At 51.3% G+C, this 26,195-nt stretch carries 46 protein-coding genes; 7 read left to right on the forward strand and 39 right to left on the reverse strand.

Features of this window, described 5'->3' with window-relative positions; translation table 11 throughout:
- Window positions 1-328 precede the first annotated feature (328 nt).
- The gene (locus APU02_RS16260) at window positions 329-883 is read left to right on the forward strand and encodes a gamma carbonic anhydrase family protein (protein ID WP_060570669.1); all 555 of its coding nucleotides are present in this window, start codon (window positions 329-331) and stop codon (window positions 881-883) included.
- Here the strand turns inward: APU02_RS16260 and APU02_RS16265 are convergent.
- The 6 genes from APU02_RS16265 to dprA are packed head-to-tail and all read right to left on the reverse strand — an operon-like array spanning window position 859 to window position 4,651.
- Entirely contained in the window at window positions 859-1,116 is a 258-nt protein-coding gene (locus tag APU02_RS16265; protein WP_060570670.1) for a DUF1488 domain-containing protein, read from the reverse strand. The two genes, APU02_RS16260 and APU02_RS16265, sit on opposite strands and share 25 nt — an antisense overlap.
- A complete protein-coding gene (aroE, locus tag APU02_RS16270; RefSeq protein WP_060570671.1) occupies window positions 1,113-1,931 on the reverse strand; it encodes a shikimate dehydrogenase in 819 nt (272 codons plus the stop codon). The genes APU02_RS16265 and aroE overlap by 4 nt, the downstream gene beginning before the upstream one ends.
- Window positions 1,932-1,935: 4 nt before the next feature.
- On the reverse strand, window positions 1,936-2,508 hold the full coding sequence (tsaC, locus tag APU02_RS16275) for an L-threonylcarbamoyladenylate synthase type 1 TsaC (RefSeq protein WP_042293071.1): 573 nt from the start codon (window positions 2,506-2,508) through the stop codon (window positions 1,936-1,938).
- The gene (locus APU02_RS16280; RefSeq protein WP_060570672.1) at window positions 2,501-3,055 is read right to left on the reverse strand and encodes a type I DNA topoisomerase; all 555 of its coding nucleotides are present in this window, start codon (window positions 3,053-3,055) and stop codon (window positions 2,501-2,503) included. Before APU02_RS16280 ends, tsaC begins: the two co-directional genes overlap by 8 nt.
- Window positions 3,056-3,081: 26 nt before the next feature.
- Window positions 3,082-3,555 (reverse strand): DUF494 family protein Smg, encoded by a 474-nt coding sequence (gene smg / locus APU02_RS16285; RefSeq protein ID WP_012908442.1) that lies wholly within the window; start codon window positions 3,553-3,555, stop codon window positions 3,082-3,084.
- Entirely contained in the window at window positions 3,527-4,651 is a 1,125-nt protein-coding gene (gene dprA / locus APU02_RS16290; RefSeq protein WP_060570673.1) for a DNA-protecting protein DprA, read from the reverse strand. The genes smg and dprA overlap by 29 nt, the downstream gene beginning before the upstream one ends.
- Window positions 4,652-4,780: 129 nt before the next feature.
- Between dprA and def the strand changes: the two genes are divergently transcribed.
- From def to mscL, 5 genes are all read left to right on the forward strand, one after another.
- Window positions 4,781-5,290, forward strand: a complete 510-nt coding sequence (gene def, locus APU02_RS16295) for a peptide deformylase (RefSeq protein WP_060570674.1) — start codon at window positions 4,781-4,783, stop codon at window positions 5,288-5,290.
- A 14-nt stretch (window positions 5,291-5,304) separates the two neighbouring features.
- Window positions 5,305-6,252, forward strand: coding sequence for a methionyl-tRNA formyltransferase (fmt, locus tag APU02_RS16300; RefSeq protein ID WP_060570675.1), 948 nt, complete (start codon window positions 5,305-5,307; stop codon window positions 6,250-6,252).
- Window positions 6,253-6,304: 52 nt separating this feature from the next.
- A complete protein-coding gene (gene rsmB / locus APU02_RS16305) occupies window positions 6,305-7,594 on the forward strand; it encodes a 16S rRNA (cytosine(967)-C(5))-methyltransferase RsmB (protein ID WP_060570679.1) in 1,290 nt (429 codons plus the stop codon).
- A 21-nt stretch (window positions 7,595-7,615) separates the two neighbouring features.
- On the forward strand, window positions 7,616-8,992 hold the full coding sequence (gene trkA, locus APU02_RS16310; protein ID WP_042293086.1) for a Trk system potassium transporter TrkA: 1,377 nt from the start codon (window positions 7,616-7,618) through the stop codon (window positions 8,990-8,992).
- 139 nt (window positions 8,993-9,131) lie between these two features.
- Window positions 9,132-9,545 carry a large-conductance mechanosensitive channel protein MscL gene (gene mscL, locus APU02_RS16315; protein ID WP_042293089.1) on the forward strand — a complete coding sequence of 138 codons (414 nt, stop codon included), beginning with the start codon at window positions 9,132-9,134 and terminating at the stop codon, window positions 9,543-9,545.
- Here mscL and arfA read toward each other — a convergent pair.
- The 31 genes from arfA to rpsJ form a co-directional block, all read right to left on the reverse strand.
- The gene (gene arfA, locus APU02_RS16320; protein ID WP_042293091.1) at window positions 9,542-9,760 is read right to left on the reverse strand and encodes an alternative ribosome-rescue factor ArfA; all 219 of its coding nucleotides are present in this window, start codon (window positions 9,758-9,760) and stop codon (window positions 9,542-9,544) included. The two genes, mscL and arfA, sit on opposite strands and share 4 nt — an antisense overlap.
- Before the next feature lie 56 nt (window positions 9,761-9,816).
- Entirely contained in the window at window positions 9,817-10,242 is a 426-nt protein-coding gene (gene zntR / locus APU02_RS16325) for a Zn(2+)-responsive transcriptional regulator (RefSeq protein WP_042293092.1), read from the reverse strand.
- A gap of 10 nt (window positions 10,243-10,252) precedes the next feature.
- Window positions 10,253-10,621 (reverse strand): DUF1992 domain-containing protein, encoded by a 369-nt coding sequence (locus APU02_RS16330; RefSeq protein ID WP_042293094.1) that lies wholly within the window; start codon window positions 10,619-10,621, stop codon window positions 10,253-10,255.
- A 108-nt stretch (window positions 10,622-10,729) separates the two neighbouring features.
- Window positions 10,730-11,116, reverse strand: a complete 387-nt coding sequence (gene rplQ / locus APU02_RS16335; protein ID WP_001216372.1) for a 50S ribosomal protein L17 — start codon at window positions 11,114-11,116, stop codon at window positions 10,730-10,732.
- A 40-nt stretch (window positions 11,117-11,156) separates the two neighbouring features.
- Entirely contained in the window at window positions 11,157-12,146 is a 990-nt protein-coding gene (gene rpoA, locus APU02_RS16340) for a DNA-directed RNA polymerase subunit alpha (protein WP_001162094.1), read from the reverse strand.
- Window positions 12,147-12,171: 25 nt separating this feature from the next.
- Window positions 12,172-12,792: a 30S ribosomal protein S4 gene (gene rpsD / locus APU02_RS16345; protein WP_012908432.1), complete on the reverse strand. Its 621-nt coding sequence runs from the start codon at window positions 12,790-12,792 to the stop codon at window positions 12,172-12,174.
- A 33-nt stretch (window positions 12,793-12,825) separates the two neighbouring features.
- Window positions 12,826-13,215, reverse strand: coding sequence for a 30S ribosomal protein S11 (rpsK, locus tag APU02_RS16350; protein WP_001029684.1), 390 nt, complete (start codon window positions 13,213-13,215; stop codon window positions 12,826-12,828).
- 16 nt (window positions 13,216-13,231) lie between these two features.
- Window positions 13,232-13,588: a 30S ribosomal protein S13 gene (gene rpsM / locus APU02_RS16355; protein WP_012908431.1), complete on the reverse strand. Its 357-nt coding sequence runs from the start codon at window positions 13,586-13,588 to the stop codon at window positions 13,232-13,234.
- A 146-nt stretch (window positions 13,589-13,734) separates the two neighbouring features.
- The gene (gene rpmJ / locus APU02_RS16360) at window positions 13,735-13,851 is read right to left on the reverse strand and encodes a 50S ribosomal protein L36 (RefSeq protein ID WP_000868187.1); all 117 of its coding nucleotides are present in this window, start codon (window positions 13,849-13,851) and stop codon (window positions 13,735-13,737) included.
- Window positions 13,852-13,882: 31 nt separating this feature from the next.
- Window positions 13,883-15,214 (reverse strand): preprotein translocase subunit SecY, encoded by a 1,332-nt coding sequence (gene secY / locus APU02_RS16365; RefSeq protein WP_001118864.1) that lies wholly within the window; start codon window positions 15,212-15,214, stop codon window positions 13,883-13,885.
- A 7-nt stretch (window positions 15,215-15,221) separates the two neighbouring features.
- Window positions 15,222-15,656: a 50S ribosomal protein L15 gene (gene rplO, locus APU02_RS16370; RefSeq protein WP_012908430.1), complete on the reverse strand. Its 435-nt coding sequence runs from the start codon at window positions 15,654-15,656 to the stop codon at window positions 15,222-15,224.
- A gap of 3 nt (window positions 15,657-15,659) precedes the next feature.
- Window positions 15,660-15,839, reverse strand: coding sequence for a 50S ribosomal protein L30 (gene rpmD, locus APU02_RS16375; protein WP_001140434.1), 180 nt, complete (start codon window positions 15,837-15,839; stop codon window positions 15,660-15,662).
- 3 nt (window positions 15,840-15,842) lie between these two features.
- On the reverse strand, window positions 15,843-16,346 hold the full coding sequence (gene rpsE / locus APU02_RS16380) for a 30S ribosomal protein S5 (protein ID WP_000940121.1): 504 nt from the start codon (window positions 16,344-16,346) through the stop codon (window positions 15,843-15,845).
- Window positions 16,347-16,360: 14 nt separating this feature from the next.
- The gene (rplR, locus tag APU02_RS16385) at window positions 16,361-16,714 is read right to left on the reverse strand and encodes a 50S ribosomal protein L18 (protein ID WP_000358960.1); all 354 of its coding nucleotides are present in this window, start codon (window positions 16,712-16,714) and stop codon (window positions 16,361-16,363) included.
- 9 nt (window positions 16,715-16,723) lie between these two features.
- Window positions 16,724-17,257: a 50S ribosomal protein L6 gene (gene rplF, locus APU02_RS16390; protein WP_012135817.1), complete on the reverse strand. Its 534-nt coding sequence runs from the start codon at window positions 17,255-17,257 to the stop codon at window positions 16,724-16,726.
- A 12-nt stretch (window positions 17,258-17,269) separates the two neighbouring features.
- Complete coding sequence (rpsH, locus tag APU02_RS16395; protein ID WP_000062611.1) at window positions 17,270-17,662, reverse strand: 30S ribosomal protein S8; 393 nt, start codon at window positions 17,660-17,662, stop codon at window positions 17,270-17,272.
- A 33-nt stretch (window positions 17,663-17,695) separates the two neighbouring features.
- On the reverse strand, window positions 17,696-18,001 hold the full coding sequence (rpsN, locus tag APU02_RS16400; RefSeq protein ID WP_012135425.1) for a 30S ribosomal protein S14: 306 nt from the start codon (window positions 17,999-18,001) through the stop codon (window positions 17,696-17,698).
- A 14-nt stretch (window positions 18,002-18,015) separates the two neighbouring features.
- On the reverse strand, window positions 18,016-18,555 hold the full coding sequence (gene rplE, locus APU02_RS16405; protein WP_001096202.1) for a 50S ribosomal protein L5: 540 nt from the start codon (window positions 18,553-18,555) through the stop codon (window positions 18,016-18,018).
- A 14-nt stretch (window positions 18,556-18,569) separates the two neighbouring features.
- Window positions 18,570-18,884 (reverse strand): 50S ribosomal protein L24, encoded by a 315-nt coding sequence (gene rplX, locus APU02_RS16410; RefSeq protein ID WP_000729185.1) that lies wholly within the window; start codon window positions 18,882-18,884, stop codon window positions 18,570-18,572.
- A 10-nt stretch (window positions 18,885-18,894) separates the two neighbouring features.
- A complete protein-coding gene (rplN, locus tag APU02_RS16415) occupies window positions 18,895-19,266 on the reverse strand; it encodes a 50S ribosomal protein L14 (protein ID WP_002919748.1) in 372 nt (123 codons plus the stop codon).
- Between the two features lie 162 nt (window positions 19,267-19,428).
- The gene (rpsQ, locus tag APU02_RS16420; protein ID WP_002438707.1) at window positions 19,429-19,683 is read right to left on the reverse strand and encodes a 30S ribosomal protein S17; all 255 of its coding nucleotides are present in this window, start codon (window positions 19,681-19,683) and stop codon (window positions 19,429-19,431) included.
- Window positions 19,683-19,874, reverse strand: a complete 192-nt coding sequence (gene rpmC, locus APU02_RS16425; RefSeq protein ID WP_000644742.1) for a 50S ribosomal protein L29 — start codon at window positions 19,872-19,874, stop codon at window positions 19,683-19,685. The genes rpsQ and rpmC overlap by 1 nt, the downstream gene beginning before the upstream one ends.
- Entirely contained in the window at window positions 19,874-20,284 is a 411-nt protein-coding gene (gene rplP / locus APU02_RS16430) for a 50S ribosomal protein L16 (RefSeq protein ID WP_000941208.1), read from the reverse strand. The genes rpmC and rplP overlap by 1 nt, the downstream gene beginning before the upstream one ends.
- Window positions 20,285-20,296: 12 nt before the next feature.
- On the reverse strand, window positions 20,297-20,998 hold the full coding sequence (gene rpsC, locus APU02_RS16435) for a 30S ribosomal protein S3 (RefSeq protein ID WP_000529945.1): 702 nt from the start codon (window positions 20,996-20,998) through the stop codon (window positions 20,297-20,299).
- A 17-nt stretch (window positions 20,999-21,015) separates the two neighbouring features.
- On the reverse strand, window positions 21,016-21,348 hold the full coding sequence (rplV, locus tag APU02_RS16440; protein WP_000447529.1) for a 50S ribosomal protein L22: 333 nt from the start codon (window positions 21,346-21,348) through the stop codon (window positions 21,016-21,018).
- Between the two features lie 14 nt (window positions 21,349-21,362).
- Window positions 21,363-21,641, reverse strand: coding sequence for a 30S ribosomal protein S19 (gene rpsS, locus APU02_RS16445; protein ID WP_001138117.1), 279 nt, complete (start codon window positions 21,639-21,641; stop codon window positions 21,363-21,365).
- A 16-nt stretch (window positions 21,642-21,657) separates the two neighbouring features.
- Complete coding sequence (gene rplB, locus APU02_RS16450) at window positions 21,658-22,479, reverse strand: 50S ribosomal protein L2 (RefSeq protein ID WP_000301864.1); 822 nt, start codon at window positions 22,477-22,479, stop codon at window positions 21,658-21,660.
- A 17-nt stretch (window positions 22,480-22,496) separates the two neighbouring features.
- A complete protein-coding gene (rplW, locus tag APU02_RS16455; RefSeq protein ID WP_000617546.1) occupies window positions 22,497-22,799 on the reverse strand; it encodes a 50S ribosomal protein L23 in 303 nt (100 codons plus the stop codon).
- Window positions 22,796-23,401 (reverse strand): 50S ribosomal protein L4, encoded by a 606-nt coding sequence (rplD, locus tag APU02_RS16460; RefSeq protein ID WP_060570676.1) that lies wholly within the window; start codon window positions 23,399-23,401, stop codon window positions 22,796-22,798. The genes rplW and rplD overlap by 4 nt, the downstream gene beginning before the upstream one ends.
- A gap of 10 nt (window positions 23,402-23,411) precedes the next feature.
- Window positions 23,412-24,041 (reverse strand): 50S ribosomal protein L3, encoded by a 630-nt coding sequence (gene rplC / locus APU02_RS16465; protein WP_042293120.1) that lies wholly within the window; start codon window positions 24,039-24,041, stop codon window positions 23,412-23,414.
- Window positions 24,042-24,073: 32 nt separating this feature from the next.
- Window positions 24,074-24,385: a 30S ribosomal protein S10 gene (rpsJ, locus tag APU02_RS16470; RefSeq protein ID WP_001181005.1), complete on the reverse strand. Its 312-nt coding sequence runs from the start codon at window positions 24,383-24,385 to the stop codon at window positions 24,074-24,076.
- 378 nt (window positions 24,386-24,763) lie between these two features.
- Between rpsJ and APU02_RS16480 the strand changes: the two genes are divergently transcribed.
- Window positions 24,764-25,240 (forward strand): A24 family peptidase, encoded by a 477-nt coding sequence (locus APU02_RS16480; protein ID WP_060570678.1) that lies wholly within the window; start codon window positions 24,764-24,766, stop codon window positions 25,238-25,240.
- On the opposite strand, the gene bfr is transcribed toward APU02_RS16480, so the two are convergent.
- Both bfr and bfd read right to left on the reverse strand, forming a co-directional pair.
- Window positions 25,230-25,706 carry a bacterioferritin gene (gene bfr / locus APU02_RS16485; protein WP_042293126.1) on the reverse strand — a complete coding sequence of 159 codons (477 nt, stop codon included), beginning with the start codon at window positions 25,704-25,706 and terminating at the stop codon, window positions 25,230-25,232. The two genes, APU02_RS16480 and bfr, sit on opposite strands and share 11 nt — an antisense overlap.
- A 72-nt stretch (window positions 25,707-25,778) precedes the next feature.
- Window positions 25,779-25,973: a bacterioferritin-associated ferredoxin gene (bfd, locus tag APU02_RS16490; RefSeq protein ID WP_042293128.1), complete on the reverse strand. Its 195-nt coding sequence runs from the start codon at window positions 25,971-25,973 to the stop codon at window positions 25,779-25,781.
- Window positions 25,974-26,195: the final 222 nt, after the last annotated feature.

Raw genomic sequence — 26,195 nt, forward strand, 5'->3', positions numbered from 1 at the left:
CAGTTGCGACGCGCTTCAGCGCTCTGTCGCGAGGTGGCGTATATTACGCTTTCCTCTTTCAGAGTCAACCCTGAATTTCAGGATTTTTCTCTTCGTTGTGACGACCATCTTGTGAAGCGTTTCACTTTGTCGTCTCAACGGAGGCGCATTATAGGGATCCCAATTTTTTGCACAAGCCTTTTTTCGATCTTTTTTTCCATTTGCTGCTTTTTCACTCCTTTCGTTTCATTCCTGCGCAATGTGACGCTTTTTTGATAGCTAAATCACTTGCACAAGGCCAGAAATGCAACCAAAGTCATCATTACTGTTCTCTTTATCTGAGGTAAACATGTCTGACGTATTACGCCCTTATAAGGATCTTTTTCCGCAGATCGGACAACGCGTGATGCTCGATCGCAGCAGCGTTATCATTGGCGATGTTCGTCTGGCAGACGATGTCGGGATCTGGCCGCTTGTCGCGATCCGTGGCGATGTAAATTACGTTGAGATTGGCGCACGCACCAATATTCAGGATGGCAGCGTCTTACACGTCACTCACAAATCGCCTTCCAACCCTGAAGGTAATCCACTGATCGTGGGCGAAGATGTCACTGTTGGACATAAAGTAATGCTCCACGGCTGCATTATTGGCAACCGCGTCCTGGTCGGAATGGGCTCGATTCTGTTAGATGGCGCGATCATTGAAGATGACGTGATGATTGGCGCCGGTAGTCTGGTGCCGCAAAACAAACGTCTGCAAAGCGGCTATCTGTATCTGGGAAGCCCGGTTAAACAGATCCGGCCTCTAACGGAAGATGAGAAAACGGCGTTGCGATATTCCGCCAACAACTACGTGAAATGGAAAGACGAGTATCTGACTCAGGACAGCCAGATCCATCCCTGATCGTCTTCCTGCTGGGACTGGATCAAGGCTTCAGCCTCTTCTTCCAGATCCCAGCGGTGCTCACAAAAGTGAGCCAGCCATTCCTCCGCCGTTTCGCCACCAAAGCGTTTCGCCAGCGATTCCCCCTTTATGACACACATTAACTGCATGCCATTCACCAGCGCCGGGAAGCAAACAGCGCATTCATCCATACGCCATTCCTCTCTGTCAGGAAACAGAATCGCCTGGTTCATGCAGACAACTCCTGCTTGAGGCGCGCAATCACCGGTTCGATTTCGGGTAAAATACCATGCCAGAGCAAAAAGGCATGAGCAGCCTGCCCCACCAGCATTCCCAGGCCATCGGCAACGCGTTTCGCGCCATATTGCTCACACCACAAGAGAAAAGGCGTCCGTCCCTGCTGGTAAAGCATGTCGTAACAACAGACCGAGGGATAAATCAGCGACGCAGGGATCGCCGGGATCTCACCATTGAGTCCGCTGGATGTGGCATTGATGATCACATCAAAGTGATGGTCTGCCAGTTCATCCATGCCCAGCGCCTGCACACTACCGGTATGCGCAAAGACCTTCGCCAGTTCCTGAGCCCGGGATGCCGTTCGGTTGACAATGGTCACGCCACAATCCAGAGAAAGTAACGGTAACAGAACCCCACGCGCTGCCCCGCCAGCGCCGATCAGCAAAATTCGCTGCCCCGGTTGAATAAAGGATAAACGTTCAAGATCGCTTAACAAACCGATACCGTCAGTGTTATCTCCGAGTAGACGACCATCCTCAAGTCGTTTGATCGTATTCACTGCGCCAGCCAGCGCCGCACGCTCCGTCAATTCATCCGCACGGGCAAAAGCCTCTTCTTTAAAAGGCACCGTGACGTTCGCCCCTTTGCCTCCCCCGGCAAAAAAAGCGTTTAACGTGTTAACAAAGTCATCCACGGGCGCCAGTACGCGACCATACGGGTGATCGATTTGCAACTGCTGCGCAAATTGCTGATGAATAAACGGTGACTTACTGTGTGCTATCGGATGGCCGAAAACAGCATAGGTTTCCATTCTCTTACCCCTGTCGAAACAGTTCGCCCGTTAATGCATCGCGAATTTCAGAAGGATTCAAACGACCGCCCGTTTCGCCTTCCACAATCGGGAAGTCGTCGCCGAATTGCGCCCGCACATCTTCCGTTGTGCGACACGGCGGCAGTCCGCTAAGGTTGGCGCTGGTTGATACCAGCGGTTTGCCATACGCCTTACACAGGGCGACCACCAGCGGATGATCTGTCACACGTACCGCCAGTGAATTGAAGCGACCTGTTAGCCAGCGTGGCGTGCTCTCAGGCGCAGGGAAAACAAAGGTTACCGGCCCTGGCCAACATGCAAATACAGCTTCACGCTGTGCTTCGGTGAGCATACTGTCGTCAATATATGGTCTGAGTTGTTCAAAATTTGCGGCGATCAAAATCAGCCCTTTGTCTACCGGGCGTTGTTTGAGCGCCAGCAGACGATTTACAGCCGTTTCGCTGTCGGGATCGCACCCGACACCAAATACAGCTTCCGTTGGATAGGCGATGACATTTTTATTATTAAGTTCCTCTACCGCTGCGGCGATAGAGTCTGTTGGCAGGTTATTATTCACTTTTTTGTTCCGCCGAAACCGGCTTTCCACATTGTTTACTGGCGCAGAAGTGCTTAACACCTTGCGCGGTTTTCTTTTCGATAAGGAGCGGATAGTGACACTCAGGGCACTCTCCAGCTATCGGTTTGGCGTTAATGACAAACTGGCATTCCGGATAGCGATCGCAGGAATGAAAGGTTTTGCCATAACGGGAACGCCGCTGAACCAGGTGACCAGTCAGGCATTGAGGGCAGGTTATTGCGGTTTCGTCTGGCTTATCAATCATCTCGGTATGATCACATTCCGGATAATTGCTGCAGCCGATAAACATACCAAATCGCCCCTGTCGTAGCACCAGCTCGGCGCCGCAATCGGGGCAGAATTTCCCCTCCAGAACTTTGACAATATGTCCGTCCGCCGTGGATTTCAGCGGACGAATATAGTCGCATTCCGGATAGTGAGAGCATCCGAGAAACGGACCGTGTTTCCCGGAGCGAATAACCAGTTCAGCCCCACACTGTGGGCAGGGCTCATTTTTACGCACCGCAAACAGTGCTGATTTAGCCATAACAACTCATGCTGGATTAAGATTGATTAATGCAGCATACCTTCATTCACTTCAAAGAGTAATTCTTCCATTTGCTGGTAGGCATTTTCACATCCTGGAATGTTAAACAGCACCATTAATATGACCCATTTCAGATCTTCCAGGTCGAATTCTGCGGTATCCAGCGCGAGTACGCGTTCAATCACCATTTCTCGCGTTTCGAGGTTTAGCACCTGAATCTGCTCGAGGAATAACAAAAATCCCCGGCAGCTGGCATCCAGACGATCGCACTCTTCTGGAGTATAAATACGAACAGAGAGAGGATCGGAAGCAAGCTGCATTGGCTCAGCAAGCCCTTCCTGATAGTCAGCCAGCTTTTCCAGCCACAGGAGTGCATTGTAGATGTCTTCACGATCAAAACCGGCGTCGGTAAGATCCCGTTCAAGTTTGTCCTGATCCACACGTAATTCCGCTTCGTTGTGGATATACGTTTCAAACAAATACATTAGTACGTCGAACATGGCATGCCCTCCTCAATCGGACATAGCCGCCGGGTACAGCTGCGATCCATCCTGCTAACTCCAGTTCGAGTAGCTGAGCCACTACCGCTGGCACAGGTTGGCCGGCACGTTCAGCGACGACGTCAACAGGTGTTACCTCATCTCCTACGTTAGCCAGGAGCTCGGGAAATGGCAATGCCGCAGCTTCGCGATCTGGTGAATAAAGTGAATTTTCAGGCTCATCTGGCAGCCAATGTAAGCCATACTGCAAATTTTCCACGATTTCCTCTGGCGAAGTCACAAGTGTGGCGCCCTGCTTCACGAGCCAATGCGGCCCTTCGCTTCCCGGGTTCCCTATTGGCCCCGGTAAAGCAAACACTTCCCTGCCTTGCTCTATCGCGCAGCGTGCAGTCACCAGAGATCCGCTGCGCTGCGCTGCCTCTACCACCAGCACGCCTTTGCTCAGGCTGCTGATGATACGGTTTCGTCGGGGAAAATTGCGCGGGAGCGGGTGCATTGCCAGCGGAAATTCGGATACCAGCGCCCCGCCCGCGTCGAGCAATCGCTCTGCCAGGTAGCCATGGCTACGTGGATAGATAACCTCGAGACCGCTGCCCAACACAGCGATACTTTTACCCTGTGCCTGGATTGCCGCAGTATGCGCTATTCCATCGATGCCGCGCGCCAGTCCGCTGGTGATCGTAATTCCCCAACCTGCGAGCTTTTCGCAGAACATCCGCCCCCACCGTTCTCCGTACCAGGAAGGCGTACGGCTTCCCACCACCGCCAGCTGTTCGTCATGAAGACAGGCGAGGCTTCCGGAAACAAACAGGGCGCCAGGATAATCGTCAATAGCACGAAGTTGGGTTGGATAATGATCATCATCCGCCAGTAATAAATAATGATGAGGCGCCTCAAGCCAAAGCAGCGTTTTCTCTCGTTCTTCATCCGAAAGCGAGAAAAAGCGTTTAATCCAGGAGGGCGAAAACCCCGCGTTGCGAAGCACCGCGGCATCAATATGTGGCAGTGCGATAAGCCAGTGTGCGATGCGCAGCATCTCGTCGCCGCACAATTCACTCACCCGCATCAAACGTAGCCAAATCTCTATACGGTTCATCCTTGTCCCCCTGCCACAGGCAGTCTCAGCAATCTTTGCGATTGGTCACTGATGCTGTCAATCAGAGGGGGATTTGTCTAGAATAGAGGTAATAATCTTTTCAACTCCTGAACACAACTCTGGATAACTATGTCAGTTTTGCAAGTGTTACATATTCCGGACGAGCGCCTTCGCAAAGTCGCAAAACCGGTTGAAGAAGTGAATGCAGACATTCAGCGTATCGTCGATGATATGTTCGAGACGATGTACGCAGAAGAAGGTATTGGCCTGGCAGCGACGCAGGTTGATATTCATCAGCGGATAATCGTGATTGACGTCTCTGAAAACCGCGACGAGCGCCTGGTACTCATTAACCCGGAACTGCTGGAAAAAGAAGGCGAGACCGGTATCGAAGAAGGGTGCCTGTCGATTCCGGAACAGCGCGCTTTGGTGCCACGTGCGGAAAGAGTGAAAATTCGCGCGCTCGATCGCGAGGGTAAACCATTTGAGCTGGAAGCCGACGGCCTGCTGGCTATTTGTATCCAACACGAAATGGATCATTTAGTCGGTAAACTGTTTATCGATTATTTGTCGCCGCTGAAGCAGCAACGTATTCGTCAGAAAGTTGAAAAACTCGACCGCCTGAACGCACGAGCTTAAGGACAAGAATCAACGTGTCAGACTCACTACGTATTATTTTTGCGGGTACACCTGACTTTGCAGCGCGTCATCTTGACGCGCTGTTGTCTTCTGGACACAACGTTGTCGGCGTGTTTACCCAGCCCGACCGCCCGGCAGGCCGCGGCAAGAAACTCATGCCCAGCCCGGTAAAAGTGCTGGCGGAAGAAAAAGGCATTCCCGTATTCCAACCCGCCTCATTACGCCCGCAGGAAAACCAGCACCTGGTTGCCGATCTGCACGCAGACGTTATGGTTGTCGTAGCGTATGGTCTGATTCTTCCCAAAGCGGTGCTGGATATGCCGCGGCTCGGTTGCATTAACGTCCACGGTTCCTTGCTCCCACGCTGGCGTGGCGCGGCGCCGATTCAACGTTCGCTTTGGGCTGGCGATGCCGAAACAGGCGTAACCATTATGCAGATGGACGTTGGTCTGGATACGGGCGATATGCTGTACAAGCTCGCTTGTCCGATTACCGCAGAAGATACCAGCGGTACGCTGTACGACAAGCTGGCAGAGTTGGGCCCGCAGGGTTTGATCGAAACGCTGAAACAATTAGCCGAAGGGCGGACAAAACCAGAAGCTCAAGATGATGCGCTGGTTACCCACGCTGAGAAACTCAGCAAAGAAGAAGCCCGAATTGACTGGTCGCTTTCCGCAGCGCAACTGGAACGCTGCATTCGCGCGTTCAACCCCTGGCCGATGAGCTGGCTGGAAATTGACGGTCAGCCTGTGAAAGTCTGGCAGGCGTCCGTTGTGGCTGCAGCCACCCAGGCTCAGCCCGGGACTATTCTGGACGCGACAAAACACGGCATTCAGGTTGCCACAGGCGACGGCATTTTAAATTTGCTCTCGTTGCAGCCCGCCGGAAAAAAAGCCATGAGCGCGCAGGATCTTTTAAATTCACGTCGGGAATGGTTCATTCCTGGCAACCGTCTGGCCTGACGGTCACTTCTTACTCCGCCCGGTGTCGCCGGGCATTTTTATTTTTGCGGTTATGAATAAGAAACTCAACTTACGCAGTATGGCGGCGCAAGCCATTGAACAGGTCGTCGAGCAAGGACAATCATTGAGCAATGTTCTGCCGCCGATGCAACAAAAGGTTTCCGACAAAGATAAGGCACTGCTGCAGGAGTTGTGCTTTGGGGTGCTGCGCACGCTGTCACAACTGGAGTGGCTGATCAGCAAGCTCATGTCTCGCCCAATGACGGGCAAGCAGCGTACCGTGCATTACCTGATTATGGTCGGATTCTACCAACTGCTGCATACGCGCATTCCCCCTCACGCCGCGCTGGCCGAAACGGTCGAGGGCGCAGTCGCCATCAAGCGCCCTCAACTGAAAGGCCTTATCAACGGCGTGTTACGTCAGTTCCAGCGTAAGCAGGATGAGCTGCTGGCGGAGTTTTCTAACACTGAAGCGCGTTTTTTGCATCCTTCCTGGCTGCTTAAACGCCTGCAAAAAGCCTGGCCGGAACGATGGGAAGCTCTTGTCGAGGCCAACAACCAGCGCCCACCGATGTGGTTGCGGGTAAACCGCACGCATCATTCACGAGACGCCTGGCTGGCACGACTGGAAGAAACAGGCATGACAGGCTTCACCCACCCGGCATACCCTGACGCGGTACGCCTGGAAACGCCTTCACCAGTGCATGCGCTTCCTGGCTTCGACGAAGGTTGGGTCACCGTTCAGGACGCTTCCGCTCAGGGCTGCGTCACCTTTCTTGCGCCGCAAAACGGCGAACATATATTAGATTTATGCGCGGCGCCAGGCGGTAAAACCACACACATCCTCGAAGCGGCCCCCGAAGCCGATGTTCTGGCCGTGGATGTTGATGAACTGCGGCTCTCTCGCGTTTATGACAACCTTAAACGTCTCGGGATGAAAGCGACCGTTAAACAAGGCGACGGACGTTATCCGGCGCAGTGGTGCGGCAAGCAGCAGTTTGATCGTATTTTACTGGACGCTCCCTGCTCTGCCACTGGCGTTATCCGTCGCCATCCAGACATAAAATGGCTGCGTCGGGATCGGGACATTGCCGAACTGGCGAAGTTACAGGCAGAAATACTGGATGCCATCTGGCCGCATCTGAAATCAGGCGGGACGCTGGTGTACGCAACCTGTTCAGTACTGCCGGAAGAGAACAGTCTGCAGGTTAAAGCTTTCCTGCAACGCACAGCAGACGCCATTCTCAGCGAAACCGGTACGCCTGAACAACCTGGCCGGCAAAATCTGCCTGGCGCAGAAGAAGGTGATGGCTTCTTTTACGCTAAGCTAATCAAAAAGTGATGAGATAACGGGTCACGACTGATGAAAATAATCATTCTGGGCGCAGGGCAGGTTGGCGGCACCCTGGCAGAAAACCTGGTTGGCGAAAACAACGATATCACCGTGGTCGATACTAATGGGGAGCGTCTGCGAAGCTTACAGGATAAGTTCGATTTGCGCGTGGTGCAGGGCCACGGTTCACATCCTCGCGTTCTGCGTGAGGCCGGGGCTGACGATGCCGATATGCTGGTAGCTGTAACCAGTTCCGATGAAACAAACATGGTCGCCTGCCAGGTGGCCTATTCTTTATTCAACACACCGAATCGTATCGCGCGTATACGCTCTCCTGACTACGTTCGCGATGCAGACAAACTGTTTCATTCTGAGGCCGTACCTATCGATCATCTCATTGCCCCGGAGCAACTGGTTATCGATAGCATTTACCGGCTGATCGAATATCCCGGCGCACTGCAGGTGGTTAACTTTGCGGAAGGCAAGGTCAGCCTGGCTGTCGTTAAGGCTTACTACGGCGGTCCGCTGATCGGGAATGCCCTGTCAACCATGCGTGAGCACATGCCGCATATTGATACGCGAGTCGCGGCTATTTTTCGTCACGATCGTCCTATCCGCCCACAGGGATCAACCATTGTCGAAGCCGGGGATGAAGTCTTCTTCATTGCGGCTTCTCAGCATATCCGCGCGGTAATGAGCGAGTTGCAGCGGCTGGAAAAACCGTACAAACGCATCATGCTTGTTGGCGGCGGTAATATCGGCGCAGGCCTGGCGCGTCGCCTGGAAAAAGATTACAGCGTGAAGCTGATCGAACGCGATCAGCAACGGGCGGCAGAGCTGGCTGAAAAACTGCAAAATACGATCGTCTTTTTTGGCGATGCGTCGGATCAGGAGTTGTTAACCGAAGAACATATTGATCAGGTCGATCTCTTTATTGCGGTGACCAACGACGATGAAGCGAATATCATGTCGGCAATGTTGGCTAAACGGATGGGCGCAAAAAAGGTGATGGTGCTAATCCAGCGCCGCGCTTATGTCGACCTCGTTCAGGGGAGCGTCATAGATATCGCCATATCACCGCAGCAGGCAACGATATCAGCGTTGCTCAGCCACGTCCGTAAGGCGGATATTGTAGGCGTTTCCTCTTTACGCCGTGGCGTGGCGGAAGCCATTGAAGCTGTGGCGCACGGGGATGAGAGCACCTCCCGCGTGGTGGGCCGGGTTATTGATGAAATCAAACTGCCGCCAGGAACAATTATTGGCGCCGTGGTACGTGGCAATGACGTCATGATTGCGAATGACAATTTGCGCATCGAGCAAGGCGATCATGTCATTATGTTTTTGACCGACAAAAAGTTTATTACCGACGTCGAACGCTTATTCCAGCCAAGCCCTTTCTTCCTGTAACTGAGAAGGGTGCATTATTAGCACCCTTTTTAATCCACTGATTTGACAAGGTTAATTCGAACATTTATCTCATGACATAAATGGAAATTGCCTTAACATTTGTTAAACTTATTATCGTCAGCTGCTTGGGAGAATAAAAATGAGCATTATTAAAGAGTTTCGCGAATTCGCGATGCGCGGGAATGTTGTCGATTTGGCAGTGGGTGTCATTATTGGTGCGGCGTTCGGTAAGATTGTTTCGTCACTGGTTGCCGATATCATCATGCCACCGCTGGGATTATTAATTGGCGGGATCGATTTCAAACAGTTTGCCTTTACGCTACGTGAGGCGCAGGGCGACATCCCGGCTGTTGTGATGCATTACGGTGTGTTTATTCAGAACATCTTTGATTTCGTGATTGTCGCGTTTGCTATCTTCATGGCGATCAAGTTGATTAACAAACTCAACCGTAAGAAAAAAGAAGAGCCGGCGGCGCCACCCGCTCCGACAAAAGAAGAAGTGCTACTCACTGAAATTCGTGACCTGCTCAAAGAACAAAATAACCGTTCTTAACTGCTCGCTAAAAGCAGAAGGCCAGTGGTAAAAAAGTGATTCACTTTCTTGCCACTGGCCTCCCAGTTCCCGCGATTGCCGTGTTTTCCTTTACGTAAATAACTGCCTTTCCCTTTCTTGTTCTTTTCCACGCGTTGCCTGAAAAGTGGGTCATGCAGTAGTGCCTCTATGGCGTTGTCTTTGATCTGCCCTTTCGTATGTTGATAACGGCTCATAATCACTCCAGTTGTAGGATTTAACGGCGCGAGTGTAATCCTGATGGTTGACTAAATCAACAGCCTGACTTTATTCCACTGGCGCCTTGCTCCAGGGCCTCGAGAATCGAACAGTAAACGCTACTGTGCGCCGTACCACAACAGGCGTCATTCAGTCGTTGCAGGGAACGCTGCATTGTTTGCAGTTCCGCTATTCTTGCTTCAACTTCTTTCAGCCTCTCCTGCACGATCCCTTTTGATTCCTGGCAGGTATGATGCTCGGGATCGATACGGATCGACAGCAGTTCGCGGATCGACTCGAGTGTAAAACCAAGCTGTCGCGCGTAGCGGATAAATTTCAGGCGTTGAAGATCGTTTTCGGTATACAAGCGAAACCCACCTTCAGTACGGACTTCATGCTCCATCATCTGCTGCTTCTCATAATAGCGGATGGTGTCCGGCGTAACCTCGGCCAGCTTTGCTAACTCTCCAATACGATACATCTCTTCTCCTTTAACGCTCACTGATTTTATGCGACAGCTTTTTGGCATATTCACCGCGAAGAAATTCCGTACTCACCCCGGCCTGTCTGAGCTTGAGCTCCAGTAATGACAAACGACGACTGACTTCCTGATACTGAGGATCATCCTGTCGAATCCCGTTTAGCAAATCCAGCAGCGCAATCGCTTCTTTACGCTGTTCCAGTTCAGGGGGAAGACAGCCTGCATTTTTCAGTAAGCGATAGCCAGCGCGCAGTTCAGCAGGAACATGCGAGTCGTCATCCAGAATGAGCGGCTCTCCGCGTCCGGGCAGATGGTCAAATTCGCCTTTACTCTGCGCTTCAAGGATATGGCGCTCCGCCCACTGGTCCAGTAACCACATACAACGCTCCAGGGGATGAACAAAAAGAATACAAATTATTGTAGATAAGTGGGGATGCTGCGGATATAAAAAAACCCGCCGGAGCGGGTTTTTTTACGTTACTACAGATTACTCTGCAGCAGCTTCTGCTTTCGACTCAGAGCGATCAACCAGCTCGATGTAAGCCATCGGCGCGTTGTCGCCTGCACGGAAGCCACACTTCAGAATGCGAGTGTAACCACCGGCGCGGCTCGCGAAACGCGGGCCCAGCTCGTTAAACAGTTTTGCCACGATCTCGTTATCACGAGTGCGGGCGAATGCCAGACGACGATTAGCTACGCTATCAGTCTTGGCAAGAGTAATCAGCGGCTCAACTACGCGGCGCAGCTCTTTCGCTTTAGGCAGGGTCGTCTTGATGATTTCATGACGAACCAGTGAACCTGCCATATTGCGGAACATAGCCTGGCGATGGCTGCTGTTGCGGTTCAGTTGACGACCACTCTTACGATGGCGCATGACCTTATCCTTCTCAGTAAAACCTTAACCTGCGATCCGGTTACTCGTCAGCGATGCTTGCCGGTGGCCAGTTTTCCAGGCGCATACCCAGAGACAGCCCACGGGAAGCCAGCACGTCTTTAATCTCAGTAAGAGATTTTTTACCAAGGTTAGGCGTCTTAAGAAGCTCAACCTCAGTACGCTGTACCAGATCACCGATATAGTGGATAGCTTCTGCTTTGAGGCAGTTAGCAGAGCGGACAGTCAATTCCAGATCGTCAACAGGGCGCAGCAGGATCGGATCGAATTCTGGTTTCTCTTCTTTCACTTCCGGCTGACGTACATCACGTAAGTCAACGAAAGCTTCCAGTTGTTCAGCCAGAATGGTCGCCGCACGACGAATCGCCTCTTCAGGATCGATTGTGCCGTTGGTTTCCATTTCGATGACCAGCTTGTCCAGGTCGGTACGCTGTTCTACACGCGCTGCTTCAACATTATAGGCGATACGCTCTACAGGGCTGTAGCATGCGTCGACCAGCAGACGGCCGATTGGGCGCTCATCTTCTTCCGAATGAATTCGGGTAGAAGCCGGCACATAACCACGACCGCGCTGAACTTTGATACGCATGCTAATAGACGCGTTCTCATCGGTCAGGTGGCAGATCACGTGCTGCGGCTTGACGATTTCGACATCACCGTCGTGGGTAATGTCGGCTGCAGTCACAGGGCCAATGCCAGATTTATTCAAGGTAAGAATAACTTCATCTTTACCCTGAACTCTCACCGCCAGCCCTTTCAGGTTGAGCAGGATTTCCAGGATGTCTTCCTGAACGCCTTCTTTGGTGCTGTACTCATGTAGTACACCATCAATCTCAACCTCGGTCACCGCGCAACCCGGCATCGATGAGAGCAGAATACGGCGCAGTGCGTTACCTAAAGTATGGCCAAAGCCACGCTCTAAAGGCTCAAGGGTCACCTTGGCGTGCGTCGAACTCACTTGCTCGATATCTACCAGGCGCGGTTTTAGAAACTCTGTCACAGAACCCTGCATTGTGTCCTCTCTTTGGTACTAAGCTTTACTTGGAGTAAAGCTCGACGATCAGGTGTTCGTTAATGTCCGCAGACAGATCAGAACGCTCAGGCTTACGCTTGTACGTACCTTCCATCTTGCCAGCATCAACTTCCAGCCAGGTTGGCTTTTCACGCTGCTCAGCCAGCTCCAGAGCGGCTTTCACGCGAGACTGCTTCTTCGCTTTCTCACGAATGCTAACAACGTCATTCGGACTAACCTGATAAGAAGCGATGTTAACAACACGACCGTTTACCATAACAGCTTTATGGCTAACCAGCTGACGTGCTTCTGCACGAGTGGCGCCGAAGCCCATACGGTATACAACGTTGTCCAGACGACCTTCCAGCAGAGCCAACAGGTTTTCACCGGTGTTGCCTTTCAGACGTGCTGCTTCTTTGTAGTAGTTACGGAACTGACGCTCCAGCACACCGTAGATACGGCGAACTTTTTGCTTTTCACGCAACTGCACACCATAGTCAGACAGACGCGGTTTACGCGCACCGTGCTGGCCAGGAGCTTGTTCAATTTTACACTTGGTATCGATCGCGCGAACGCCGGACTTAAGGAATAAGTCGGTGCCCTCACGACGGCTCAGCTTGAGCTTAGGACCCAAATATCTTGCCATTTTCTTTCTCCAACAAACCTGGAAAACGAAGCGTTATACGCGACGTTTTTTCGGCGGACGACAACCGTTATGAGGGATCGGAGTCACATCAGTAATATTAGTGATGCGGAAACCAGCGGCGTTCAGAGCACGAATAGTAGATTCGCGGCCTGGACCCGGACCTTTAACCATAACTTCCAGATTCTTGATGCCGTATTCTTTAACGGCGTCAGCGCAACGCTCTGCTGCAACCTGAGCTGCGAACGGAGTGGATTTGCGAGAACCACGGAAACCGGAACCACCGGCTGTTGCCCAACCCAGCGCGTTACCCTGACGATCGGTAATAGTCACGATGGTGTTGTTGAAAGAAGCATGGATATGAGCCACGCCGTCAGAGACTTGTTTTCTTACACGTTTACGTGCACGAATTGGTGCCTTTGCCATTATTCAATCACCCCGATTATTTCTTGATCGGTTTGCGCGGACCCTTACGGGTACGTGCGTTGGTCTTGGTACGCTGACCGCGAACCGGGAGACCACGACGATGACGCAAACCGCGATAGCAACCAAGATCCATCAGGCGCTTGATGCTCATGCTGATTTCACGGCGCAGATCACCTTCAACGACAAATTTGGCAACTTCGTCACGCAGCGTGTCGATTTGTCCTTCAGACAGCTCACTGATCTTAACATTTTCAGCGATACCCGCTGCAGCCAGGATGGCTTTAGAACGGGTCTTACCGATGCCGTAGATCGACGTTAATGCGATCACAGCATGTTTCTGATCAGGAATGTTAATGCCTGCTATACGGGCCACTATGCACTCCTACTATTTAATATGTACGCACCATGCTGAAAAGCCCGTTTTCAGGATACTCAAATGGAAACGTACAGACATACAAAAGATTGGCTGGCTAATCTAGCCAGCTCAACCCAACTTTGCAAGAAAAATATGCGAATAAATCAGCCTTGGCGCTGTTTATGCTTCGGCTCGGCACTGCAAATCACACGGATGACACCATCACGCTTAACGATTTTGCAGTTACGGCATAATTTCTTGACGGAAGCACGAACTTTCATTTTTACTCTCCGTAACTTCTCGGGCGACCAATTAACGGCCGTAGCCTTTCAGGTTCGCCTTCTTCAATGCAGACTCATACTGACTGGACATCATCAGAGTTTGCACTTGAGCCATAAAGTCCATAATCACGACAACAACGATAAGCAGTGAGGTCCCACCGAAGTAGAACGGTACTTTCATTGCATCACGCATGAACTCCGGGATCAGGCAGATAAAGGTAATGTATAGCGCACCGACCAGAGTCAGGCGGGTCATTACTTTATCGATATACTTCGCCGTTTGCTCTCCCGGACGAATTCCTGGTACAAATGCACCGGACTTCTTCAGGTTATCTGCTGTTTCACGCGGGTTGAAGACCAACGCCGTGTAGAAGAAACAGAAGAAGATGATTGCAGACGCATAGAGTAACACATAAAGCGGTTGCCCAGGCTGCAAATACAGCGAAATTGTTGTCAGCCAGTTCCAACCAGTACCGCCCCCGAACCATGACGCGATGGTTGCCGGGAACAGAATAATACTGGAAGCGAAGATAGCCGGGATAACCCCCGCCATATTCACTTTCAGCGGTAAATGTGTGCTCTGTGCAGCATAGACACGACGACCTTGCTGACGTTTCGCGTAGTTTACCACAATGCGGCGTTGACCACGCTCAACAAATACAACAAAGAACGTCACTGCAAATACTAATACTGCAACCAACAGCAACACGAGGAAGTGCAGGTCGCCTTGACGCGCTTGCTCGATAGTATGGGCGATGGCTGGCGGGAGACCCGCGACAATACCGGCGAAGATAATGATTGAGATACCGTTACCGATACCTCGTTCAGTAATCTGTTCGCCCAACCACATCAGGAACATGGTTCCCGTGACCAGACTTACAACAGCGGTGAAATAGAATGCAAAGCCCGGGTTCATCACCAGGCCTTGCATACCAGGCATATTCGGCAGACCGGTAGCAATACCGATCGACTGGAATATTGCCAGCACCAGAGTACCGTAACGGGTGTACTGGCTGATCTTACGACGACCAGACTCCCCTTCTTTCTTAATTTCCGCCAACGTTGGATGAACCACCGTCAGCAGCTGGATAATAATCGATGCCGAAATGTACGGCATAATACCCAGGGCAAAGATAGAAGCACGGCTGAGAGCACCACCAGAGAACATGTTGAACATCTCAATGATGGTGCCTCGCTGTTGCTCAAGCAGTTTGGCAAGTACAGCGGCATCAATACCAGGGATCGGAATAAAAGAGCCAATACGGAACACAATCAGCGCACCGATAACAAACAGCAGTCTGCGTTTCAGCTCGCCTAAGCCACCTTTGGCACTTTGAAAATCTAATCCCGGTTGTTTAGCCATCTGCTACTTATTCCTCGATTTTACCGCCAGCAGCTTCGATAGCAGCACGAGCGCCTTTAGTAACACGCAGGCCACGAACAGTTACCGGAGTAGTGACTTCACCAGACATGATCACTTTCGCGAACTCGATCTGGATACCGATAATGTTAGCCGCTTTCAGCGTGTTCAGGTCTACAACGCCGCCTTCTACTTTCGCTAGGTCAGACAGACGAACTTCGGCTGTAATCGCTGCTTTACGAGAAGTGAAGCCGAATTTCGGCAGACGACGGTACAGAGGCATCTGACCACCCTCGAAACCGCGACGTACGCCACCGCCAGAACGAGACTTCTGACCTTTGTGACCACGACCACCGGTTTTACCGAGGCCAGAACCGATACCACGACCCAGGCGTTTACCCGCCTTTTTGGAGCCTTCGGCCGGAGACAGAGTATTTAAACGCATCTCTTACTCCTCAACTTTAACCATGAAGGAAACCGCGTTGACCATACCACGAACGGCAGGAGTATCCTCACGTTCTACGGTGTGACCAATACGACGCAGACCCAGGCCAAGCAGCGTTGCCTTGTGTTTCGGCAGACGACCGATTGCACTGCGGGTTTGAGTAATTTTAATAGTCTTTGCCATGGTTTATTTCCCCAGAATTTCTTCAACGGATTTACCACGCTTGGCAGCGACCATTTCTGGAGAATTCATATTTTCCAGGCCATCAATAGTTGCACGAACCACGTTGATCGGGTTGGTGGAACCGTATGCTTTAGCCAGAACGTTATGAACCCCAGCAACTTCCAGAACGGCGCGCATTGCACCACCGGCGATGATACCGGTACCTTCGGAAGCTGGCTGCATGAATACACGAGAACCCGTGTGAACACCTTTAACCGGGTGTTGCAGGGTGCCGTTGTTCAGCGCGACGTTAATCATATTGCGACGGGCTTTTTCCATCGCTTTCTGGATCGCTGCTGGAACTTCACGCGCTTTACCGTAACCAAAACCAACGCGACCGTTACCATCGCCAACTACAGTCAGAGCTGTGAAGGAGAAAATACGACCACCTTTAACGGTTTTAGATACGCGGTTTACCGCGATCAGCTTTTCCTGCAGTTCGCCAGCTTGTTTTTCGATGTGAGCCATCTTACACCTCTACCTTAGAACTGAAGGCCAGCTTCACGGGCAGCATCTGCCAGTGCCTGGACACGACCATGATATTGGAACCCGGAACGGTCAAAGGACACATCTTTGATGCCTTTTTCCAGAGCGCGTTCAGCGACAGCTTTACCCACAGCTGCAGCCGCGTCTTTGTTACCGGTGTACTTCAGTTGTTCAGCGATAGCTTTTTCTACAGTAGAAGCAGCTACCAGAACTTCAGAACCGTTCGGTGCAATTACCTGTGCGTAAATGTGACGCGGGGTACGATGTACCACCAGGCGAGTTGCGCCCAGCTCCTGGAGCTTGCGGCGTGCGCGGGTCGCACGACGGATACGAGCAGATTTCTTATCCATAGTGTTACCTTACTTCTTCTTAGCCTCTTTGGTACGCACGACTTCGTCGGCGTAACGAACACCCTTGCCTTTATAAGGCTCAGGACGACGGTAGGCGCGCAGATCTGCTGCAACCTGGCCGATCACCTGCTTATCAGCGCCTTTCAGCACGATTTCAGTTTGAGTCGGGCACTCTGCAGTAATCCCAGCCGGCAGCTGATGGTCAACAGGGTGAGAGAAACCTAAGGACAGGTTTACTACATTCCCTTTAACCGCTGCACGATAACCTACACCAACCAGCTGCAGCTTCTTAGTGAAGCCTTCGGTAACACCGATAACCATTGAGTTCAGCAGGGCACGCGCGGTACCAGCCTGAGCCCAACCGTCTACGTAACCATCACGCGGACCGAAGGTCAGTGCATTATCTGCATGTTTAACTTCAACAGCATCGTTGAGAGTACGAGTCAGCTCGCCGTTTTTACCTTTGATCGTAATAACCTGACCGTTGATTTTTACATCAACGCCGGCAGGAACAACGACCGGTGCTTTAGCAACACGAGACATTTTTTCCTCCGATTAGGCTACGTAGCAGATAATTTCGCCACCAAGACCAGCCTGGCGCGCTGCACGATCAGTCATAACACCTTTAGAGGTAGAAACAACCGCGATACCCAGACCCGCCATAACTTTCGGCAGCTCATCTTTACGTTTGTAGATGCGCAGACCTGGGCGGCTGACACGCTGAATGCTTTCTACAACAGCTTTACCCTGGAAATACTTAAGAGTCAGTTCCAGTTCCGGCTTGGTGTCGCCTTCAACTTTAAAATCTTCGATAAAACCTTCTTCCTTCAGCACGTTGGCGATTGCCACTTTCAGCTTGGAGGAAGGCATGGTGACCGCAGCTTTGTTCGCGGCCTGACCGTTACGGATACGGGTCAGCATATCCGCGATCGGATCTTGCATGCTCATCTGTCTTTACTCCCGTGATTCAATTGGTGACAATTACCAGCTAGCCTTTTTCAAGCCTGGTACTTCACCGCGCATTGCGGCTTCACGTAGCTTGATACGGCTCAACCCGAACTTGCCCACATAGCCATGTGGACGACCTGTTTGACGGCAGCGGTTACGCTGACGAGACGGGCTGGAATCACGCGGCAGAGTCTGCAGCTTAAGAACAGCGTTCCAACGATCTTCGTCGGAAGCGTTCACATCAGAGATGATCGCTTTCAGTTCAGCGCGTTTCGCGAAGTATTTATCAGCTAAAGCTACGCGTTTTACTTCGCGTGCTTTCATTGATTGCTTAGCCATTCAGTAACCCTACCTTACTTGCGGAACGGGAAGTCAAAGGCAGCCAGCAGAGCACGGCCTTCTTCGTCAGATTTCGCAGTAGTGGTAATGGTAATATCCAAACCACGAACGCGGTCGACTTTATCGTAGTCGATTTCTGGGAAGATGATCTGCTCACGGACACCCATGCTGTAGTTACCACGACCATCGAAAGACTTAGCGGACAAACCACGGAAGTCACGGATACGCGGTACAGCAATAGTGATCAGGCGCTCAAAGAACTCCCACATGCGTTCGCCACGCAGAGTTACTTTACAGCCGATCGGATAGCCCTGACGGATTTTGAAGCCTGCAACAGATTTGCGTGCTTTGGTGATCAGCGGTTTTTGACCGGAGATTGCTGTCAGGTCAGCTGCTGCGTTATCCAGCAGTTTCTTGTCAGCGATCGCTTCACCAACACCCATGTTCAGGGTGATCTTCTCGACCCGAGGGACTTGCATGACAGAATTGTAGTTAAACTCAGTCATGAGTTTTTTAACTACTTCGTCTTTGTAGTAATCATGCAGTTTCGCCATCGTACTACTCCAAATTACTTGATAGTTTCGCTATTAGACTTGAAGAAACGGACTTTTTTACCGTCTTCGAATCTAAAGCCTACACGGTCAGCCTTGCCGGTTGCCGCATTGAAGATTGCAACGTTAGAAACCTGAATAGCAGCTTCTTTTTCAACGATGCCGCCTGGTTGGTTCAGAGCCGGAACCGGCTTCTGGTGTTTCTTAACCAGGTTGATACCTTCAACAATGACCTTGCCGGAAGACAGGACATTCTTAACTTTACCGCGCTTACCTTTATCTTTACCGGTTAACACGATAACTTCGTCATCACGACGGATTTTCGCTGCCATGATTCGCTCCTTAGAGTACTTCTGGTGCCAGAGAGATAATTTTCATGAACTTCTCGGTACGAAGCTCACGAGTTACCGGCCCAAAAATACGCGTACCGATAGGCTGCTCGCTGTTATTGTTCAGAATAACGCATGCATTACCATCGAAGCGAATGACAGAACCGTCCGGGCGACGAACACCCTTCTTGGTGCGCACCACTACCGCCTTCAGCACATCACCTTTTTTGACCTTACCACGCGGAATTGCTTCTTTGATGGTGATCTTGATGATGTCGCCTACGCCTGCGTAGCGACGGTGCGAGCCACCCAGAACCTTGATACACATTACGCGACGTGCACCGGAGTTGTCGGCGACGTTCAGCATAGTCTGTTCTTGGATCATTTTAGTGCTCCGCTAATGTCAACTACTACTGAGACCCGAAATCAGGTCGTTAAAAAAGCCCCATATCGGGGGCGCGGCATTATAACACCGCTCAAACGATATGGGTAGAAAAAATAAACGGCCCATCGCTGAGCCGTTTATTCGTTGAGAATGCGTACTGTATTACAGAACCGCTTTCTCTACAACGCGAACCAGCGTCCAGGACTTAGTCTTGGACAGCGGACGGCATTCACGGATTTCAACCTTGTCGCCGATACCGCATTCGTTGTTCTCGTCATGTACGTGCAGTTTGGTCGTACGCTTGATGAATTTACCGTAGATCGGGTGTTTCACAAAACGTTCGATAGCAACAACAATGGATTTCTCCATTTTGTCGCTAACAACGCGACCTTGCAGAGTACGGATTTTATCGGTCATTACGCACCCGCCTTCTCAGTCAGTAAAGTCTTAACGCGTGCGACATCGCGACGCACTTGCTTCAACAGGTGAGACTGTTGCAGCTGGCCACTTGCAGCCTGCATACGCAGGTTGAACTGCTCACGCAGCAGGTTCAGCAGCTCGGTGTTCAGCTCTTCAACGCTCTTCTCACGCAGCTCTTTTGCTTTCATTACATCACCGTCTTAGTTACAAAGGTGGTTTTAATCGGCAGTTTCGCTGCTGCCAGCTTGAATGCTTCACGGGCCAGCTCTTCCGGTACGCCGTCCATTTCATACAGGACTTTACCCGGCTGAATCAAGGCAACCCAATACTCCACGTTACCTTTACCTTTACCCATACGCACTGCCAGCGGCTTTTCAGTGATCGGTTTGTCCGGGAATACACGGATCCAGATCTTACCTTGACGCTTAACTGCACGGGTCATAGCACGACGTGCTGCTTCGATCTGACGGGCAGTCAGACGACCACGGCCAACAGCTTTCAGACCGAAGCTGCCGAAGCTAACATCCGCGCCTGCAGCCAGACCGCGGTTACGGCCTTTGTGCATCTTACGGAATTTTGTACGCTTTGGTTGTAACATCAGCGACGCTCCTTATTTACGGCCTTTACGCTGCTGCTTTTTAGGTTGCGCAGCCGGTTTTTCCGGTTGTTCAACAGCAGCCATACCACCCAGGATCTCGCCTTTGAAGATCCATACCTTAACGCCGATTACACCGTAAGTGGTGTGCGCTTCAGAGGTGTTGTAGTCGATGTCAGCACGCAGAGTGTGCAGCGGTACGCGACCTTCACGGTACCATTCGGTACGTGCGATTTCCGCGCCGCCCAGACGGCCGCTAACTTCAACTTTGATACCTTTAGCGCCCAGACGCATTGCGTTCTGTACAGCACGCTTCATCGCACGGCGGAACATAACACGACGTTCCAGCTGAGAAGTGATGCTGTCAGCAACCAGTTTTGCGTCCAGTTCAGGTTTACGAACTTCGGCGATATTGATCTGTGCAGGAACGCCAGCGATATCCGCTACGACCTTACGCAGTTTTTCTACGTCTTCGCCTTTCTTACCGATAACGATACCCGGGCGAGCAGTGTGAATAGTCACACGGATGCTCTTAGCCGGACGCTCGATAACGATACGAGATACGGACGCTTTAGCCAGTTCCTTCGTCAGGTACTGACGTACTTTAAAATCGCTGTCCAGGTTGTCAGCGAATTCTTTGGTGTTCGCAAACCAGGTAGAGTTCCATGGTTTTACAATACCCAGGCGAATACCATTAGGATGTACTTTCTGACCCATTGCTAGTCTCCAGAGTCTCAGCGATCGGACACAACCACAGTGATGTGGCTGGTGCGCTTCAGGATGCGATCTGCACGACCTTTTGCACGCGGCATAATGCGCTTCATGCTCGGGCCTTCGTCTACGAAAATTTTCGTAACTTTCAGATCGTCAATGTCAGCGCCATCGTTGTGTTCAGCGTTAGCAATGGCAGATTCCAGAACCTTCTTGACCAATACAGCCGCTTTCTTGTTGGTGTAGGTCAGAATATCCAGAGCCTGCGACACTTTCTTACCGCGAATCAGGTCAGCAACAAGGCGGACCTTCTGAGCAGAAGAACGAGCATGGCGATGTTTAGCGATAGTTTCCATCTCTTCCTCCTACCTTATTTCTTCTTCGCTTTTTTATCAGCAGCGTGGCCGCGATAAGTACGAGTCGGTGCGAATTCACCCAGTTTGTGACCGACCATTTCATCGGTTACAAATACCGGAACGTGCTGACGACCATTATGGACAGCGATGGTCAAACCGATCATGTTAGGAAAGATCGTTGAACGACGGGACCAAGTGCGCAGGGGCTTCTTGTCTCCGCTTTCCACCGCTTTCTCTACCTTCTTCAGCAAGTGCAGGTCAATAAAAGGACCTTTCTTGAGAGAACGTGGCATGGCTTATCCTCTAAAATTATTTGCTACGGCGACGTACGATGAATTTATCAGTACGCTTGTTGCTGCGGGTCTTCTTACCTTTGGTCTGAACGCCCCACGGGGTTACCGGGTGCTTACCAAAGTTACGACCTTCACCACCACCATGTGGGTGGTCTACTGGGTTCATCGCGGTACCGCGAACGGTCGGACGAACACCACGCCAACGTGCAGCACCTGCTTTACCCAGAACGCGCAGCATATGCTCAGCATTGCCAACTTCGCCCAGAGTTGCACGGCAGTCTGCTTCGACTTTACGCATTTCACCAGAACGCAGACGCAGGGTGACATAAGCACCATCGCGCGCAACGATCTGAACGTAAGTCCCTGCGGAACGTGCCAGCTGACCGCCTTTACCTGGTTTCATTTCTACGTTATGAACGGTAGAACCAACCGGGATATTGCGCATCGGCAGGGTGTTGCCTGGTTTGATTGCAGCATCAACGCCAGATTGGATCTGGTCGCCAGCTTTCAGGCCTTTAGGGGCCAGGATGTAACGGCGTTCGCCATCTTTGTACAGAACCAGCGCGATGTTCGCGGAACGGTTCGGATCGTACTCAAGACGCTCAACAACTGCCGGGATACCGTCTTTGTTGCGTTTGAAGTCAACAATACGATAAGCCTGCTTGTGGCCACCACCGATGTGACGAGTGGTGATACGGCCATTGTTGTTACGACCACCGGATTTGCTGTTTTTTTCCAGCAACGGAGCAAAAGGTTTGCCCTTGTGCAGCTCAGGGTTAACCACTTTAACTACGTGGCGACGACCCGGAGATGTCGGTTTACATTTAACAACTGCCATTGTATTACTCCTCCGACTTACTCAGCGCCGCCAACGAAGTCCAGGTTCTGGCCTTCTTTCAGGGTGACGTAAGCTTTTTTCCAGTCGCTACGACGACCGATACGCTGTCCGTGACGTTTAACTTTCCCTTTAACGACCAGGGTGTTAACGACTTCGACTTCGACTTCAAACAGTTTCTGCACAGCAGCTTTGATTTCTGCTTTGGTCGCGTCTTTAGCAACTTTGAGAACGATGGTGTTAGTTTTTTCCATCGCAGTAGACGCTTTTTCAGAAACGTGCGGTGCGCGCAGCACCTTCAGCAGACGTTCTTCACGAATCATGCCAGCATCTCCTCAACTTGCTTAACAGCATCAGCAGTCATTACGACTTTGTCGAAGGCGATCAGGCTAACCGGGTCGATACCCGTCGCATCGCGTACGTCAACCTTGTGCAGGTTACGTGCGGCCAGGAACAGGTTTTCGTCCAGCTCACCGGTGATGATCAGCACATCTTCCAGAGCCATGTCTTTCAGTTTCTGTGCCAGCAGCTTAGTTTTAGGCGCTTCAACAGAGAACTTCTCGACAACGATCAGACGATCCTGACGTACCAGTTCGGACAGAATGCTTTTCAGCGCGCCGCGGTACATCTTCTTGTTAACTTTTTGACTGTGGTCCTGCGGACGCGCAGCGAAGGTCACGCCACCAGAACGCCAGATCGGGCTCTTGATAGAACCTGAACGCGCACGGCCGGTACCTTTCTGGCGCCACGGTTTTTTACCGGAACCAGTTACTTCAGCACGATTCTTCTGAGCACGAGTACCCTGACGAGCACCAGCTGCATAAGCAACAACAACCTGGTGAACCAGCGCTTCGTTGAAATCACGACCGAAGGTAGTTTCGGAAACAGTCAGCGCGCTCTGCGCGTCTTTCAATACTAATTCCATTGCTATCCCCTTACGCCTTCACAGCTGGTTTAACGATCAGGTCGCAGCCGGTTGCACCCGGGACCGCACCTTTAACCAGCAGCAGGTTGCGCTCAGCGTCAACACGTACTACGTCCAGGCTCTGAACAGTGACACGTTCGTTACCCAGCTGACCTGCCATTTTCTTGCCTTTGAACACTTTGCCCGGAGTCTGGTTCTGACCGATAGAACCCGGAACGCGGTGAGACAAGGAGTTACCGTGAGTCGCGTCCTGGGTACGGAAGTTCCAGCGCTTAACGGTACCTGCGAAACCTTTACCTTTAGAGGTGCCAGTTACGTCAACTTTTTTAACTTCAGCAAACAGCTCAACGCTAATGCTCTGACCTACGGTGAACTCTTCGCCTTCAGCCAGACGGAATTCCCACAGACCACGGCCAGCTTCTACGCCAGCTTTAGCAAAATGACCCGCTTCCGGCTTGGTTACACGGTTAGCTTTTTTAGCACCGGTGGTAACCTGGATTGCGCGGTAGCCATCGTTAGCCAGGTCTTTAACCTGAGTAACACGGTTTGCTTCAACTTCGATTACGGTTACTGGGATTGAAACGCCATCTTCAGTGAAGATGCGAGTCATGCCCACTTTTTTACCGACTAAACCAATCATTGTTTCAACCTCTCAATCGCTCGATGACCTGATTAACCCAGGCTGATCTGCACGTCTACACCGGCAGCCAGATCCAGACGCATCAGAGCATCAACGGTTTTCTCGGTTGGCTCAACGATGTCAACCAGACGCTTGTGAGTGCGGATTTCGTACTGGTCACGCGCGTCTTTGTTAACGTGCGGGGAGATCAGAACGGTGAAGCGCTCTTTGCGGGTCGGCAGCGGGATCGGACCACGGACTTGCGCACCAGTGCGCTTAGCAGTCTCGACGATTTCCGCGGTTGATTGATCGATCAGACGATGATCAAACGCTTTCAGGCGGATACGGATTCTTTGGTTCTGCATGAGACCAGAGCTCCAATTATTTTATAAACGAAAATGATTACTCCTCAGACCCATTACGATTGATGGGAGAGTGTAACCGTTCTTACGTAGCTCCCCGATTGGGAGCATTGTGAGATAACCAAATCGGTTACCCGAGGTTCAAATCGAACCTGCCGTCGATTAAGACAAGCCCGCGCATTATACGCAAATCTCAGCCTGACGCAAGCATCGCGTAGATATTAAACATTTTCCCCTGAATGCGAGCGGCCTTCAGCGTTGTGTTGCAATGCAAACTCGGCTGACAGTGACGGCGGAAATCCGCGCGCATATCCTGATAATGCCGCTTGTTCTCCGGCAGTCCTTCATTACAGTGACGCTTTTTAGCTGGGAGATTGCCCAATGATAACCGCCCTGCCCTTTCTGCTTTGCTATATTTCATCGACCCTGTACCTGGCGCTTTATGACTTACGCACCGGTTTGCTGCCAGACCGCGTCACCTGCCCTCTGTTGTGGATCGGGTTGGTTTTTCATCAATGCTTTTTTCCGGCACGGCTCGCCGATGCGCTATGGGGCGCCGTCGCAGGCTATATGGGATTTGCTGGCTTGTACTGGACTTATCGGTTTATTCGCGGACAAGAGGGGCTGGGTTATGGTGATGTGAAGTTTCTTGCCGCGCTGGGCGCGTGGCATGGATGGTCATCGTTACCGCTGTTGGTGCTTTGCGCATCGCTGCTTGCCTGCCTGTGCGTCGCAGCAGAGACGCTCATTTGCGGAAAGAGAGCGTTAAAAAACCCGCTGCCTTTTGGGCCATTTCTGGCAGCGGCGGGTTTCATCACTGGATGTCATCAATTAATGACTGGGGGTATTAGCTTGTGACCTGAATCTGCGATTGCAGGTAATTCTGGATACCCAGCTTAGCAATGAGATCCAGCTCGGTTTCCAGCCAGTCAATATGCCCTTCTTCATCCGCCAGGATCTCGATCATCATGTCCCGGCTGACGTAATCATGAATGGTATCGGCATAGGCAATGGCTTCACGCAGGTCTTTTGCCCCTTCAAGCTCGAGCCGAAGATCGGATTGTAACATCTCTTCGACGTCTTCACCGATACCCAGCTTGCCAAGATCCTGCAGGTTTGGGATCCCTTCGAGAAACAAAATACGCTCGATGTATTTATCGGCGTGTTTCATCTCATCTATGGATTCATGGTACTCGACATCATTAAGGCGAGTGAGTCCCCAGTTTTTGAACATACGGGCATGAAGAAAATACTGGTTAATCGCGACAAGCTCATTTCCCAATAGTTTATTGAGATAATTTATGATTTTAACATCACCTTTCATTTTATAGTCCCTCCGCTTCCACTCTCTTGAGCGTAGATGGGGCTACAGGGATGTCAAAAAAAAGAGTGTGACTCAGGCGATTTCTTTAAACTCTGGCATTTGCGTCAATTCGTCCTGCATGACTTCACGTGCCGCTCGTATACATTTACCGCATTGATTTCCGACAGGAATAAACTTACGTAACTGTTGGAACGATTGAGGATGAAACTGACGTACAGCCTGACGAATTTTCTTATCACTTACACCATTACACAAACAAACGTACATGATCGCTCCCGTTCAATTTCTGCGCAAAGTGTAAATGAGAATAGTTATGATTACAATAGCACAACTCTGCTTACGCGGCGGAAGGAAAGACAAATTTGCGAAGATTTGTGACAGCTGCGTAGCAGGCAGCAAAAAGGGCGCCGAAGCGCCCTTTTCAGTTCAATACTAATTAATGAATAATTAGCCCAGAACTTTAGCAACCACGCCCGCACCTACAGTACG

It is taken from the genome of Citrobacter sp. 50677481 (assembly GCF_001463265.1).
In the GTDB taxonomy this organism is placed as follows: Bacteria; Pseudomonadota; Gammaproteobacteria; order Enterobacterales; family Enterobacteriaceae; genus Citrobacter_A; species Citrobacter_A sedlakii.